A 14,182-nucleotide genomic window follows, 5' to 3' on the forward strand; every position below is an offset into this window, starting at 1 on the left:
CACGAGGAGGCGCCAGGTTAAACTGAAGGGACTGACCCCGGAGGAGTTCCGGAGACAGTCCCTTGCGGCGTAGTTCTTATTTAAGCCGTCCAAGTTTTGGGGTGCAGTTCAGGACATCGTTCTAGGGGGCTTTTTGCGTTGGAGGGCTATCTATTGAGACGGAAAGGGCAGATTGAATGATCGCGCACGTGCTTCATCGGGTCTCCCTAATTCATCTGGGAAAACAACTGCAAACGATTGCAAGTAACCGGTGAACGGTCGAAAACGACCGTTCGCCGATAATCTCAAAACTGGTTCAGACTGGTATTAAGTCAAAAAGACCAATTCACATATCTTCACAATGACCTGCAATTTTTCTACACGCTATTTTTAGCCGCCCTGCGTTGTTTAGACACGGAAAAAGATTCGATCTTTTGCCAAAGCATTTCGAAACGGTTTCAAAACCGCAGGTAGATGTGTTAACGACCGGTAAACGGTCGAAATATCACCGTGAGCGGTGCAAAAACGTTTTACTGTATGAATCAACGAAAGCGACCTCTTCTGGGGTGATATAGTGACAACAACACGTCACGTGGTTACTACCAGTTGAGAAACCACTGGTCTTCAAAGAACGCTTTCTAAGAAGCTTTAAGGGCGAGCGCCCGCTGGCTTCCGAAAATCATCGGACTCAGATCGTACACACCTTCGGAAGGGAAATTTGAATGGTTGGCTTTATTCTTACCGGTCATGGACAGTTCGCACCCGGTCTCGCAAGCGCTATCGCTATGGTTGCCGGTGACCAGCCCGCTTTTACCGTCGTTCCTTTTGAGGGCGATCAGGCTGCTTCCTACGGTGAGGATCTCCGCGCCGCTATTACCGCCATGCGCGAGGAGTGCGATGGCGTGCTTGTCTTTACCGACCTGCTTGGCGGCACCCCGTTTAACCAGTCGATGATGATTGCCCAGGATGTCGACAACGTCGAGGTTCTGACCGGCACCAACCTCCCCATGGTTATTGAGCTTCTGTTCCTCCGCGGCAATGCCACGCTCGCCGAGCTTGGCGAGCAGGCAGTGACCGTTGGCCAGACGGGCATCACCGCCCAGACGGTCGCATCCGTTGCCGGCTCCGACGAAGAGGATATCTTCGGCGACGAGGACGGCATCTAATGGCCGATTTCGGAGCCAACGTCCTGAGCTCCTCGGTCGCTCTTTTAGGCCTGCTTGTCATCATGGGCTTGATTTACACCATCTGGTCGCAAATCAACATGAAGAAGAAGCAGAAGTACTTCAAGGAGCTGCACACCGAGCTCAAGCCGGGTCAGGAGGTTCTTTTCGCCGGCGGTATCTACGGAACCGTCAAGGGCATCGAAGGCGAGAAGGTCCAGATCAAAGTCCGATCCGGAGCCGTCGTAGATGTTTCGCGTTACGCGATTCAGGAGATCAAGTAACTGTCGTCAGCAAATAGCGAAAGGAAGCTGATCAACATGGCAGAACCCAACATTCTTCTTACCCGCATCGATAACCGACTGATTCATGGTCAGGTTGCCACCCAGTGGAACTCCACTCTGGGCTCCAACCTCATCCTCGTCGCCAACGACGACGTGTCAACCAATACCATGCGCCAGAACCTCATGAAGATGGCCGCTCCCGCCGGCGTCGCTACGCGTTTCTTCTCCCTGCAGAAGACCATCGACGTCATCGGCAAGGCGAGCCCGCGCCAGAAGATCTTCATCGTGGCCGAAACACCGGAAGACGTGCTTACGCTCGTCAAGGGCGGTGTGCCTATAAAGAAGGTAAACATCGGCAACATGCACATGTCGGAAGGAAAGCGCCAAGTCGCCACCTCTGTCGCAGTTAACGACGAGGATGTCGCTGCGTTTAAAGAGCTGCAGGAATTGGGGGTGGAGCTGGAGATCAGGCGCGTTCCGAGCACGCCTGTTGAGGACACGAGCAAGCTCTTCTCGTAATCCTCGTGATCCACATTGTCAGGAGTGAAACCCTGACGTTCTGTACGTGATATCAAAAGTGCGTACATGCATTTTGAAAGGAGGAGCAAGATGGAATACTCGATCATCCAGGTCGCTCTGGTCTTCATCGTCACGTTCGTCGCGGCAATCGACCAGTTCAACTTCCTCGAGTCTCTCTATCAGCCCATCGTCACCGGCGCCGTCATCGGTCTTATCCTTGGCGACCTCAACACCGGTCTTCTCGTGGGTGGTACCTATCAGCTCATGACGATCGGCAACATGCCGATCGGAGGCGCTCAGCCGCCTAACGCCGTCATCGGCGGCATCATGGCAGCCATTCTCGCAATCGCCACGGGCCTCGAGCCTAACGCGGCAGTCGGCCTTGCCATTCCGTTCGCTCTGCTTGGTCAGCTCGGCGTTACCCTGGTCTTCACGCTTATGTCGCCGCTCATGTCCTCCGCGGACAACATGGCTCACAACGCTGACACCAAGGGTATCGAGCGTCTGAACTACTTCGCCATGGCTCTGCTCGGCCTGATCTTCGCTATCGTCGTCACCCTGTTCTTCATCGCTGGCGCTACCATCGGTCAGACCATCGCTTCCGCCATCCCGGCTTGGCTGCAGACCGGTCTCTCCGCTGCAGGCGGCATGATGCGCTTCGTCGGCTTCGCCGTCCTGCTCAAGGTTATGATGAACCGCGATATGTGGGGCTTCTTCCTCATGGGCTTTGGCCTCGCGATCATCACCGTTGCCAACGATTCTCTGGCAACTCCTGCCCTGCTCATCCTCGCTCTCATCGGCTTCGGCATCGCTTTCTGGGACTTCCAGCAGCAGACCGAGCTGAAGGGTGCAGCTGTTTCTGACGGAGGTGACTTCGAAGATGGCATCTAATGAGTATGTGATCCCGGAGCACTACGAGGATCTCACTCCTGCTCCGCAGCTCGACCAGAAGACCCTCAACAAGATGGCTTGGCGCTCCTGCTTCCTGCAGGCCTCGTTCAACTACGAGCGTATGCAGGCCGCTGGCTGGCTCTACTCCATCATCCCCGGTCTGGAGAAGATCCACACCAACAAGAACGACCTCGCGGCTTCCATGAGCCACAACCTGGAGTTCTTCAACACTCACCCGTTCCTCGTCACCTTTGTTATGGGCATCGTGCTTTCGCTCGAGCAGAACAAGGTTGACATCCCCACGATTCGCGCCGTCCGCGTCGCCGCAATGGGCCCGCTCGGTGGTATCGGTGACGCCCTGTTCTGGCTGACGCTCGTGCCTATCACGGCTGGCATCACCTCCAACATGGCCATCAACGGCAACGCCGCTGCGCCGATCATCTTCCTGGTGATCTTCAACGCCGTCCAGTTCGCACTGCGCTTCTGGCTCATGAACTGGTCCTACAAGCTTGGCACCAGCGCTATTGACGCTCTGACCGCCAACATGCAGGCCTTCACGCGCGCCGCTTCCATCATGGGCGTCTTCGTCGTCGGTTGCCTGGTCGTCACCATGGGTGGCACCCAGATCAACCTCCAGATTCCCAACGGCACCACCCGTGGCCTCTCCGCTACTACCGTGATCGTCTCCGAGAAGGAGGCCGAGAACTTCACCGGTATGGAGGGCATCGATACCGAGACCGCTGAGGCCGGTACCATCGCCATGACCGATAAGGACGGCAACGCCCTCACCGCTTCCGATGCCGACGGCAACGCTGTCGAGTGCGGCGTCACCGATCTGGGCAACGGCATGGAGTCCGTGACCTACGGCACCGTTACCGAGGATCCGGTCAACTTCTCTGTTGCCGACACCCTCAACACCATCGTCCCGAAGCTCGTCCCGCTTATGCTTACGCTGCTGCTTTACTACATGTTCGCTAAGCACAGCTGGACCCCGACCAAGGGCATTCTGCTGCTCTTCGTCCTGGGCATCCTGGGCGCTGGCCCGCTTGGTCTCTGGCCGAGCATCTGGTAAGGCTCTAGCTTGAGGGGTGTGTCCCTACGCGGCTCACACCCCGACCCCTTAAGCCATGTGTATGTTAAAAGCCGCGTGCTCGAATGAGCGCGCGGCTTTTGTTTTCTTGATGATTCGGATGTGGCAGACAGATAATGTTAACCACCCAAGGTAGTAGCCGAGTTTGAGAAAATGGGAGGATAGGATGGCGATCGGGGCGCGTAAGCAACCGCTGTACGATCAGCTGGTCGATATTCTGACCGAAAAGATTGACCATGAATATCGCGCCGGTGACATGATTCCTTCCGAGCGCGAACTTTCGGAGCGCTATGGTCTCTCGCGCACCACGGTACGCCTGGCTCTGCAGGAACTGGAGCGTTTAGGACTGGTGGTTCGGCAGCACGGTCGCGGTACCTTTGTGACCGACCGTTCGGCAAAGGCAACCAATCTTATGCAGTCCTACAGCTTTACCGAACAGATGCGCGCGATGGGTCGCGACCCCGAGACCACGATTCTCGAGTTTTGCGAGATGGAGGCCGATAAGAATCTGGCCGAGCATATGGGATTGCATATCGGTGATCGCGTTTTTAAGCTCAAGCGCCTTCGTTCTGCCGACAACATGCCCATGATGGTCGAACGCAGCTATCTGCCGGTTCGTCAATTTCTGTCCCTAAAGCGACCACTGCTGGAGAGTAAGCCGCTTTACGATGTGATTGAGCAGGACTTTCAGCAAAAGATTCGCGTGGCCGAAGAGGAGTTCTATGCGAGCATAGCCCGTCCCACCGATGCCCACCTTTTGGCAATTGTCGAGGGGTCGCCTGTGCTCGATTTGGTCAGGACTACGTATAACGAGTCAAACGAGGTTGTGGAGTATACGCTCTCGGTTGCTCGTGCCGATCAGTTTAAATACAAGGTTTACCACCAGCGTAGCAACTAGTGTTCGCATCGTTTCCATATGGTGATTCCTTGCATTTAACTGGTTACTACCAGATAACCAACCGAAGTGTATAATTGCACGTCAGAGGATTACTTCTAGAGAGAGGTATTAGAAATGTTCGAGAAGAGTGTCGAGGAGCTCACCGAGCTCGGCGCCCAGATCACCACGGCCGAGATTGCTCAGCAGCCCGAGCTTTGGCGTGATACGCTCAACATCTATCGTGAGAACAAGGAGGCCATCGAGGCCTTTCTGGCCGAGGCTCGCGCTATGGGCGAGGGCCGTCTGTCCGTTGTCTTCACCGGTGCCGGTACGTCTGACTACGTTGGCGATACCTGCGCCCCGTACCTGCGTCACGCTGGCAACACTGATCTCTACGACTTTAAGCCCATTGCCACGACCGACATCGTGAGCGCCCCGCGCGACTTCCTGCGTGCCGAGGATCCCACGCTCGTGGTTTCCTTTGCCCGCTCTGGCAACAGCCCCGAGAGCCTTGCCGCCGTTGCCGTTGCCAAGGAGCTCGTCCACAACGTCAAATTCCTCAACATCACCTGCGCTCCCGAGGGCAAGCTCGCCGTCGAGTCTGCCGATGATCCCAACGCGCTGACGCTGCTCATTCCGCGCGCCAACGACAAGGGCTTCGCCATGACCGGTTCTTATTCCTGCATGACCCTGCTCGCCACCCTTATTTTCGACACTGCCTCTGACGAGCAGAAGGCCGAGTGGGTCGAGACGATTGCCAAGATGGGCGAGGAGGTCATCTCCCGTGAGCCCGAGATCGCCGATTACCTCGCTGGAGACTTCAACCGCGTGACCTACTTGGGTTCTGGCTCCTTCGGTGGCCTTGCCCAGGAGAGCCAGCTCAAGATCCTCGAGCTCGCTCACGGTCTGGTCGCCACTTCTTACGACACTTCCATGGGCTATCGTCACGGACCCAAGTCCTTCGTCGACGACAAGACCCTCGTGTTCGTGTTCGTCAACAACGACGCCTACACCCGTCAGTACGACATCGACATCCTCAATGAGATCGGTGGCGACGAGATCGCTCAGCACACCGTTGCCGTTCAGCAGGATGGCGCTACTGTCTACGAGGGTGAGTCCTTCACCTTTAAGGGCTACGAGGCACTTCCCGAGGGCTACCTTGCTCTGCCGTTCGTGATGTTTGCCCAGGCTATCAGCCTGCTTAACTCCGTGCGCGTGGGCAACACGCCCGACACGCCGAGCCCCACCGGCACGGTCAACCGCGTGGTCAAGGGTGTGACGATTCACCCCTTCACCGCTTAATCGCGTCCCCCTGTAAGGGCGCCCGTCCGCTCATAACGGCGGGCGGGCGCTTTTTGTTTTACGTGAGCTGGGTATAAACATCACCACAGTCAACTGCTTTAGAAGTAAGGAGTACATATGAGCACGTATGCAATTAAGGCTGACAAGTTCTTCTTGCCGGCAGGCCCGCAACTGGGCGGCTATCTTATGGTCGAGGACGGCGTCTTTGGCGCTTGGCAGGCCGACGAGCCCTCCTGCGAGATCAAGGACTACACGGGATCGTGGATCGCTCCGGGCATGGTCGACACCCACATCCATGGCTTCTATAACCATTCGACTACCGATAACGATCCCGAGGGCATCGATATCAGCTCGACCGAGCTCGCCCGTCGCGGTACCACCAGCTGGCTGCCCACGACGTTCACCGATGGCGTCGAGCAGATCAAGGACGCCTGCGCTGCCATCGCTCAGGCGGACGAGGGCCGTGGCCCCGACTTCTGCGGTGCTCGCATTCAGGGCATCTACCTGGAAGGCCCTTTCTTTACCATGAAGCACGTGGGCGCGCAGAACCCCGCTTATCTTATCGGTCCCTCCGAGGAGGTCTTCGATCAGTGGCAGGAGGCTGCGGGTGGTCGCATCGTTAAGAGTGCCATGGCAGCCGAGCACGACGGTGCCGCTGCTTATGCGGCTGCCCTGAACGCCAAGGGTGTGGTGACCAGCATCGGTCACTCCGACGCCACCTACGATGAGTGCATCGCCGCCATCAACGCCGGTGCCAGCTGCTTTACGCATACCTATAACGGCCAGCGCGGACTGCATCACCGTGAGCCCGGTGTTGTGGGTGCTGCCATGTCCACGCCCGAGACCTACGCCGAGATCATCTGTGACGGCAAGCACGTAAACCCTGGCGCTATCAAGGCGCTGCTGCAGGCAAAGGGCTGGCAGCATACGGTGCTCATCACCGACTGCCTGGGTTGCGGCGGCATGCCCGAGGGCAGCTACACCAGTGGCGGCATGGACGTCATCATGAAGGACAACCTGTGCTGGCTCGCCGACGGCAAGAGCATTGCCGGCTCGGTGCTCACGCTTGCCCAGGGCGTCAAGAACATCGTCGACTGGGGCATCGCCAGTGCCGATATCGCCATTCGCATGGCAACCGAGGTGCCGGCACGCTCCGTGCACATCGAGGATAAGTGCGGCAGCATCATGCCGGGTCGCGACGCCGACTTTGTCGTGTTCGACCATGAGCTCACCCTCGTCGAGACGTATGTTGGCGGTCAGAGCGTCGGTAACGCCTTTACCGAGTAACGATAGAAAAAGACGGCGGGTCCGAATCTGCTCGGACCCGCCGCATGGGTTAAACGCTCAAAAGTACCTTCACAGTTACAGCTTGTTAGCGATCTTCTTTACCGTGCGCTTAACGCCGGCCACCAGGCCTCCTGCAGGATGCTCCTTCTCGTATGCTAGGCGCTTCTCGCGCTTGGCGTACTCTTCGACGATGATGTCGCCATACTCGTCTTCGATCTTGTCGAAGAAGTCGACGGCACCCTTAATTTCCTCAGCGGTCGGGTGTCCCTTTTGGACACCGCCGGTGAGTTTGAACGGCCCCCACGTATCAAAGCCGGGGCAGCCGTAGACACCCATAAAGATGGCCTGCCTCATGCGGCAGATGCCGTCGATATCCTTGCCATACCACTTGTTTTTGCCGCCGTAGGTCATAAGGCCAAACACCTTGTCCTGCGGCTGCAGCACGTTGGTGAGCACGCGTGCCATGTCCTTGTCGATCTCGGAGTAATAGATGCCCGTGGCGACACCGATCAGATGATATTCGTGCAGGTTGGGATACTCGTTTTTGCCGAGCGCCTTGACATCGAGGGTATCGATCTCGGGGTGTGCCTCGACGATGGCGTCCACGAGCTTTTTCGTATTGCCGTGATGGCGCGAGGCGTAGAGGATGATGGTTCGCATAAGAAGGCCTTCCAGCTGTAATTGCATCAATGTCTGTATGGTACCCCGTTGCATGGCTGGGATACCGGACACATCGTTGAGCGTGCGGGTTTGTCCTTTGGTCAGGGCCGAGACGGATACTTGCGAGCAAAAGCAGTTGTTCGAAAGGATGGGCAATGGTATACGCTCTCTCCAACGATTCGATTTCTATTAAGGTGTCCACGGCTGGTGGTTCGTTTACCTCGATTGAGGCCGGAGGCCGCGAGTACTTGTGGCAGGGCGATCCCGCCGTGTGGTCCGGCCAGGCACCGATTTGCTTCCCGATTTGTGGAGGCCTGCGCGATGGCAGCGCCATGACGTTTGCCGGGCATCATGTAAAGCTCGCTCGCCACGGCTTTGCGCGCAAACAGGAGTGGAAGCTGCTGAGCCAAAGCGCAAACGAGCTGGCTATGTGCCTGGCTTCGGAGGATAACGCCGCGCTGCTGAGAGATTATCCCTACCCGTTTAAGCTTGTCGCTCGTTATACGCTCGAGGACGCTGCCGTGCGCGTTTCCTATGAGGTGACCAACGAGGGAACCGAGGACATGCCGTTCTTTATCGGTGGACACCCCGGCTTTAGGTGCCCGCTCGACGAGGGCGAGGCCTACACGGACTACGAGTTGCGCTTCGAGAAAGACGAGGCCGCGGAGCTTTGCACCGCCGTACCCTCGACTGGCTTGATTGATGTAGCTAACCGTTCAAAGAACCCCATGGTGGGAAAGACGCTGCCCCTGTCGCATGAGCTCTTCGATTTTGCGGAGACCATCTTTGACGTGCTCGAGAGTCGTCAGGTCACGCTTTCCAAGAAGGGCGAGGACAAGGGCGTTCGCTTGAGTTTTGAGGGTTTCCCGTACCTCATCGTGTGGAGTAAGCCCGAGGGCGATTTTGTGGCAGTTGAGCCCTGGGGCGGCCTCTCGACCTGCTCCGATGAGGACGACGTACTTGAGCATAAGCGCGGCTGCCTTGTCGCCAAGCCCAAGGAGACTGTCGTTCGCTCGTTCACGATTGAGATTCTGTAATTCCGTTTTGTCGACTCGTATCGCGAGGCACAAGGAGCCCGCGAGATAAGGAGCTAAAATGATCCTCACCGTTACGATGAACCCGTCTGTCGATACGCGCTATCAGCTCGATGAGCTCATTATCGACGACGTCAACCGTGTGACGCCCGAAAAGACCGCCGGCGGCAAGGGTCTCAACGTGGCCCGTGTGCTGGGCCAGCTGGGCGACGACGTTGTGGCAACCGGTCTGCTCGGTGGCCATATGGGCGCCTATATGGCAGAGCTCATGGATGCCAACGGTATTAACAACGACTTTGTGCCCATCAAGGGCGAGACTCGCATTTGCCTCAACATCCTCCACGCCGGCAACCAGACCGAGCTGCTCGAGAGCGGCCCGACGATTGCCCCCGAGGAGCTGGATGCCTTTACCGCCAAGTTTACCGAGCTGGCTGGCAAGGCCGACGTCGTCACTATTTCGGGTTCGCTGCCCCGCGGCGTCGAGGCGGACTACTATGCCAAGATTACGGGCATTGCCGAGAACGCCGGCGCCAAGGTGCTGCTCGATACCTCGGGCGCTTCGCTTGAGGCTGCCCTCAAGTCCGAGGTCAAGCCCGAGCTGGTCAAGCCTAACCTAACCGAGATCAACGGTCTTCTGGGCACGAGCTTTACCACCGACGATGTGGACGAGCTCCGGGCCGCACTTGCCTCTGATGACCGCTTCTCCGATATCCCCTGGGTCGTCGTGTCCATGGGCGCTGCCGGCTCCGTGGGCTTCCACAACGGACGTGCGTTCCGTGCCAAGACCCCCGATATTCCTGCCGTTAACGCTACGGGTTCCGGCGACTCCACTATCGCCGGTTTCGCGCATGCCATCGCTGCCGGCGCGGACGACGAGACGGTGCTGCGTACCGCCAACACCTGCGGCAAGCTCAATGCCATGGATCCCATGACCGGTCATCTGGTCATGGACCGTTGGGACGAGGTTTACAACGGCGTTGTCGTGGCCGAGCTGTAAGAACTTGGGCGTCGGCTCCGGCATTGGTTGTTTGCTTGTGGTTAGAGCCAACGACAAGTGCGGTAGCATTATGCCGGGGCGCGACGCCGATGCTGTCGTGTTCATTCCCGACCTTACCCTGGTCGAGACGTATGCGGGTGGCAACAGCTTTGGCGACGCGTTTGCCGAGTAGCCGCCAAAGAAACGATCCGAGAGGGGATTTAGATGATTTACGGTGCATTGGGCGATATCGAGGAGTATCGCGGAATGCTCAAGGGCCTCGACGTGCTGATCGACTGGCTCGAGGAGAACGACCCGGCGGAGCTCGAGGTCGGCAGCCATCCGATTTTGGGCGACAAGGTCTTTGCAAACGTCATGGCTCCCACGACGCGTCCCGAGGCCGAGGCTCACTATGAGACGCATCAGCGCTATCACGACCTGCAGATCGACGTCGAGGGTCGCGAGGCCTTTAAGGTCGCTACGGGTAGCCTGACGCTGGTCCAGGAGTTTGACGAGAAGGACGACTACGATCTGGTCGATTCCGACGCCTCGATCGCCGGCGATCTTGCCGACGACAAGTTCGCGCTGTTCGTTGCCGGCGAGCCTCACATGCCCACGCTCGAGTTCCCGGGCGATGGCGCGCAGCCGGTCAAGAAGATCTGCTTTAAGCTGCTTGCAGACGCCTACTGGGAGGAATAGCGCGCTGCCCGACTGAGCTGTTCGTATGCTGGCGTGTTTTCTCTAAGGGAAGCACGCTACGACCCCGTTAATCGTGTTTTCCCTAGGGGAATCACGATTAACGGGGTTTCTGTTTTTGAATAGGGGAGCTGACGCTGTTGCGATGCGTGGGTGGGCGCGCGCACTCAAAATCGGCAACAAAAAAGCCGCCCGAAGGCGGCTGTCTTGTGCAATGGAGCCAGCGACCGGGCTCGAACCGGTGACCCCCGCTTTACGAGAGCGGTGCTCTACCAACTGAGCTACGCTGGCGGCCATGTGGTGACGCAGCTGAGGCGTCAACGGCTGTCTATGATACGGGACATCGCAAATCCGCGCAAGTGTTCTGACGGCTTTTCTCACGTTAAATGCACTAATCACTCAAGCCGGGATGTGCCTGGTTGCCTACAACTAGGTAGAAAAACGCCCGTCGGCGGTGTGCCGGCGGGCGCTGCTGTGCGATATGTCGCGTTGCGGGCTTAGTGCCTCATAAAGTGGTACTCGATCACATTGCTGTAAGGGTGACCCGGGCCCACAATGCCCTGCGGGAACAGCGGCTGGTGCGGCGTGTCGGGGTACATCTCGGCTTCGAGGGCAAAGCCGGCGCCCCAACCATAGTTGGCGTTGTCCTTGGCGTGCTCGTCGCCCAGCCAGTTGCCGGTGTAGAGCTGCACGCCCGGGGCGGTGGTGTAGTAGTCCAGCTCACGGCCGGTCCACATCTCCTCGACGTGCAGGGCACGGCGCAGATTGCGGCCGTACTGATAGCCGCCAATGCACAGGCAGTGATCGTAGCCGCGTGCCTGCTTAATCTGCGGATGGTCGGCCTCCATGCCAGGCGCGACGGGGCGTAACTCGCGAAAATCAAACGGTGTTCCCTCGACCGGAGCAATCTCGCCAGTAGGAATGTTCTGGTCGTCGATGGGCAGGTAGTGAGCAGCGTTAGCAACAAAGAAGTGCTCGCAGTCCATGCCGGCATTATGACCGGCAAGGTTAAAGTACGTGTGGTTGGTCATGGACACGTACGTGGCGCGGTCGCTCTCGCAGCCATATTCGATACGGAAGCGGCCGGTGTGCGTCACGGTAAACACGGCAGTAAAGGTGCGGTTGCCGGGCAGGCCCAACTCGCCATCCTCAAGTGAGGTGGTCATGCGCACGGCGTTGTGGGCCTCGTCGAGCTCAACATCCCACACGCGCTTGTGCAGGCCGTGCTCAAGATCGCTGTGCAGGTTGTTGGCGCCCTCGTTGGCGGGCATATGCCAGTCCGTACCGTCGATGGTGATCGTGGCGCCCGCGGTGCGGTTTGCCACGGGGCCGATGGTCGCGCCAAAGCAGGCGGGGTTGTCAAAGTAATCCTCGAGCTTATCGAAGCCCAGCACCACATCGCGCACGTTGCCGGGAATGTCGGGCACATCGATACCCAGCACGGTGGCGCCATAGTCCATAATGCGAACGCAGATCTCGGGCCCGTTGAGGGTGTAACGATGAACGGGGGTACCGCACGGCGCGGTGCCGAAAAGCTCAGAAGTGATCATTTGGTTCCTAACATCGAGGTATTTCCGACAAACTGTAGCGCGAACAGGTGAGATTATCACTACATCCCACTAAAGCAGGGGGTATTTTTCTCAAAAAAGTGATGATTGGAGCTGTGCGGGCGTTCATTTTTGACGCGCACGAGTCTGATACAATTTGTTCGTTACTGTTTGAATGATATGCGCGCAAAGAACGGCGAGGATTCATCGTGATTAAAGCGGAGCGACAGGATAAGGTTCGTCAGCTGCTCGAGGAGCAGGGCACGGTCTCGGTCAAGGAGATTTCGGATGCACTGGGCGTCTCGGATATGACGATCCGTCGCGACCTTGAGGAGCTTGCGAGCCTGGGCGAGATCGAGCGCGTGCACGGCGGCGCCCGCAGTGCGCAGGGTCGTCCCCACGCTATGTTGCGCCACGAGTACTCGCACAGCGAAAAGCGCACCAAGCATGCCGAGGAAAAGCTGCAGATTGCGCGCCGTTCTGTGGAGCTTATCGAGGAAGGCTCGACCATCTTTTTGGGCACGGGTACTACGGTGGAGCAGATGGCCTCGATGCTGCCGGCGTTTCGCCTGCGCATTGTGACCAATTCGCTTTCGGTGTTTAACCTGCTCGAGGCGCGCGAAGACTGCGAACTGTGCCTGGTGGGCGGCGTGTACCGCCGCCGCACTGCCGCCTTTGTGGGCCCCACGGCCGAGGATACCTTGCGCGCACTGGGGATCGATGCGGCGTTTATCGGCGCCAACGGCATCTTGGACGGTGACGTATCTACGTCCAACATGGACGAGGGCCGTATCCAGCAGCTCGCTTTTAGCAAGGCAGACTCGCGCTATCTGATCGCCGATTCCAGCAAGATCGGCAAGCGCGACTTCTACACCTTCTGCCGCCTGGACAATTTGGATGCCATGGTGTGCGAGCCGGGTATTACCGTCGAGGATCGCGCCGCCATCGAGGAGCATACGCAGGTTATTTGTTAGCTAACGCTGCAGGCGATACTTCTGCCCCCCTGCCGGCGCGGGGATTATCGTTTCAATATGACGTGCAGAATGACACGTATAAGTAAAAACACCATTTGTGCGTCAAATTTGATGACGCGTAACAATTTGCGCGTCATTTTACGCGTCAACGTGACGCGATATGACACGCAAATGTGCTCGGGCCAAGTACTCAGCTTGTGGGCTAGACCAGACGGGCGTAGTCCTGTGACTGATGAAAGATGTGGGCGATATAGATTGTTTCGTGCTCAAACTTATAAAGGCACACGTAGTTGTTGATGGGAAACGATCGGTAATTACGTGCCGCCAGCTCTTGCATGTGCGAGAGGGGACGTAGGAGCGGCTGCTCGCGAAGCAGATCAAGCTGATATTCAAACTCAGCGACAAAATTGCCTGCTGCACGCGGATTTTTGAGGATTTGGGCAAGGTATCCGACAATACTCTCGTACTCATATCGCGCGCTTTTGAGGATTACGACGTTATAGGTCATATTTGTCTCGTATCGAAGCCGCGAAGGATTCGTAGTCGCTGTAGTCGCCTTGCGATATTTCGTCTTCTGCCAACATCATACGAGACAGCAGTTTTGCCTTGGCGATTTCTTCTTGCATGAGGCGATACTGGTCGCTGCTGATGCAGTGCATGGCCTCGTAGCCGTTCTTGGTTACGGTGACGTCGCGCTCAGACTCAACAAGCGTAGTGAATGCAGCAGTGTCCTTCATATCTCGGACGGGCACACAAGCTGACATAGGTACCTCCTTTACGTTGGGACACAATTGTACCACGGTGTGTCCATGTGGACGATACCGTCGAATCGTCTCAATCTGTAACAGTTGGGATCGGAAAACTCGGCTAGATGTTACAGATTGAGATTAAAGGGATTGACCT

At 57.5% G+C, this 14,182-nt stretch carries 18 protein-coding genes and 1 tRNA gene; 14 read left to right on the forward strand and 5 right to left on the reverse strand.

The window, feature by feature from the left end:
- The 9 genes from ACTQ1S_RS02670 to nagA all read left to right on the forward strand — a co-directional run.
- Positions 1–73: IS3 family transposase (locus ACTQ1S_RS02670; RefSeq protein ID WP_441015707.1), on the forward strand; the 73-nt coding region annotated here is incomplete at its 5' end.
- A gap of 628 nt (positions 74–701) precedes the next feature.
- Positions 702–1,145 (forward strand): PTS fructose transporter subunit IIA, encoded by a 444-nt coding sequence (locus ACTQ1S_RS02675; RefSeq protein WP_117743271.1) that lies wholly within the window; start codon positions 702–704, stop codon positions 1,143–1,145.
- On the forward strand, positions 1,145–1,426 hold the full coding sequence (gene yajC, locus ACTQ1S_RS02680; protein ID WP_022094612.1) for a preprotein translocase subunit YajC: 282 nt from the start codon (positions 1,145–1,147) through the stop codon (positions 1,424–1,426). The genes ACTQ1S_RS02675 and yajC overlap by 1 nt, the downstream gene beginning before the upstream one ends.
- Positions 1,427–1,462: 36 nt before the next feature.
- Positions 1,463–1,945, forward strand: coding sequence for a PTS N-acetylgalactosamine transporter subunit IIB (agaV, locus tag ACTQ1S_RS02685; protein ID WP_154514998.1), 483 nt, complete (start codon positions 1,463–1,465; stop codon positions 1,943–1,945).
- 90 nt (positions 1,946–2,035) lie between these two features.
- Entirely contained in the window at positions 2,036–2,836 is an 801-nt protein-coding gene (locus tag ACTQ1S_RS02690; protein ID WP_154514996.1) for a PTS mannose/fructose/sorbose/N-acetylgalactosamine transporter subunit IIC, read from the forward strand.
- Positions 2,826–3,908: a PTS system mannose/fructose/sorbose family transporter subunit IID gene (locus ACTQ1S_RS02695; RefSeq protein ID WP_138374505.1), complete on the forward strand. Its 1,083-nt coding sequence runs from the start codon at positions 2,826–2,828 to the stop codon at positions 3,906–3,908. The genes ACTQ1S_RS02690 and ACTQ1S_RS02695 overlap by 11 nt, the downstream gene beginning before the upstream one ends.
- A 184-nt stretch (positions 3,909–4,092) precedes the next feature.
- A complete protein-coding gene (locus tag ACTQ1S_RS02700) occupies positions 4,093–4,824 on the forward strand; it encodes a GntR family transcriptional regulator (protein ID WP_154514994.1) in 732 nt (243 codons plus the stop codon).
- A gap of 114 nt (positions 4,825–4,938) precedes the next feature.
- Positions 4,939–6,105 carry an SIS domain-containing protein gene (gene agaS, locus ACTQ1S_RS02705; protein ID WP_441016779.1) on the forward strand — a complete coding sequence of 389 codons (1,167 nt, stop codon included), beginning with the start codon at positions 4,939–4,941 and terminating at the stop codon, positions 6,103–6,105.
- 117 nt (positions 6,106–6,222) lie between these two features.
- Positions 6,223–7,392 carry an N-acetylglucosamine-6-phosphate deacetylase gene (nagA, locus tag ACTQ1S_RS02710; protein ID WP_441547002.1) on the forward strand — a complete coding sequence of 390 codons (1,170 nt, stop codon included), beginning with the start codon at positions 6,223–6,225 and terminating at the stop codon, positions 7,390–7,392.
- 75 nt (positions 7,393–7,467) lie between these two features.
- On the opposite strand, the gene ACTQ1S_RS02715 is transcribed toward nagA, so the two are convergent.
- A complete protein-coding gene (locus ACTQ1S_RS02715) occupies positions 7,468–8,052 on the reverse strand; it encodes a flavodoxin domain-containing protein (protein WP_229770598.1) in 585 nt (194 codons plus the stop codon).
- Positions 8,053–8,207: 155 nt separating this feature from the next.
- On the opposite strand from ACTQ1S_RS02715, the gene ACTQ1S_RS02720 reads away from it, so the two are divergent.
- Genes ACTQ1S_RS02720 through ACTQ1S_RS02735 form a run of 4 tightly spaced genes read left to right on the forward strand, consistent with a single transcriptional unit; the run spans position 8,208 to position 10,761 of the window.
- Positions 8,208–9,089 carry an aldose 1-epimerase family protein gene (locus ACTQ1S_RS02720; protein ID WP_154514986.1) on the forward strand — a complete coding sequence of 294 codons (882 nt, stop codon included), beginning with the start codon at positions 8,208–8,210 and terminating at the stop codon, positions 9,087–9,089.
- 58 nt (positions 9,090–9,147) lie between these two features.
- Positions 9,148–10,083 carry a hexose kinase gene (locus ACTQ1S_RS02725; protein ID WP_441062984.1) on the forward strand — a complete coding sequence of 312 codons (936 nt, stop codon included), beginning with the start codon at positions 9,148–9,150 and terminating at the stop codon, positions 10,081–10,083.
- 37 nt (positions 10,084–10,120) lie between these two features.
- Positions 10,121–10,255, forward strand: a complete 135-nt coding sequence (locus tag ACTQ1S_RS02730; protein WP_441062985.1) for a hypothetical protein — start codon at positions 10,121–10,123, stop codon at positions 10,253–10,255.
- 32 nt (positions 10,256–10,287) lie between these two features.
- Positions 10,288–10,761 carry a YhcH/YjgK/YiaL family protein gene (locus ACTQ1S_RS02735; RefSeq protein WP_117778978.1) on the forward strand — a complete coding sequence of 158 codons (474 nt, stop codon included), beginning with the start codon at positions 10,288–10,290 and terminating at the stop codon, positions 10,759–10,761.
- Positions 10,762–10,973: 212 nt separating this feature from the next.
- Here ACTQ1S_RS02735 and ACTQ1S_RS02740 read toward each other — a convergent pair.
- Positions 10,974–11,049, reverse strand: a tRNA-Thr gene (locus ACTQ1S_RS02740).
- Positions 11,050–11,255: 206 nt separating this feature from the next.
- Complete coding sequence (locus ACTQ1S_RS02745) at positions 11,256–12,308, reverse strand: aldose epimerase family protein (protein WP_441547003.1); 1,053 nt, start codon at positions 12,306–12,308, stop codon at positions 11,256–11,258.
- Positions 12,309–12,514: 206 nt separating this feature from the next.
- Here ACTQ1S_RS02745 and ACTQ1S_RS02750 point away from each other — a divergent pair, with 206 nt between their 5' ends.
- On the forward strand, positions 12,515–13,279 hold the full coding sequence (locus tag ACTQ1S_RS02750) for a DeoR/GlpR family DNA-binding transcription regulator (protein ID WP_441547004.1): 765 nt from the start codon (positions 12,515–12,517) through the stop codon (positions 13,277–13,279).
- Positions 13,280–13,481: 202 nt separating this feature from the next.
- Here the strand turns inward: ACTQ1S_RS02750 and ACTQ1S_RS02755 are convergent, their stop codons facing one another.
- Complete coding sequence (locus tag ACTQ1S_RS02755; protein ID WP_195240938.1) at positions 13,482–13,787, reverse strand: type II toxin-antitoxin system RelE/ParE family toxin; 306 nt, start codon at positions 13,785–13,787, stop codon at positions 13,482–13,484.
- Positions 13,777–14,043 carry a type II toxin-antitoxin system Phd/YefM family antitoxin gene (locus tag ACTQ1S_RS02760; RefSeq protein ID WP_117564761.1) on the reverse strand — a complete coding sequence of 89 codons (267 nt, stop codon included), beginning with the start codon at positions 14,041–14,043 and terminating at the stop codon, positions 13,777–13,779. Before ACTQ1S_RS02760 ends, ACTQ1S_RS02755 begins: the two co-directional genes overlap by 11 nt.
- Between the last annotated feature and the right edge of the window lie 139 nt (positions 14,044–14,182).

Source organism: Collinsella sp. LCP21S3_D3, assembly GCF_052118305.1.
In the GTDB taxonomy this organism is placed as follows: Bacteria; Actinomycetota; Coriobacteriia; order Coriobacteriales; family Coriobacteriaceae; genus Collinsella.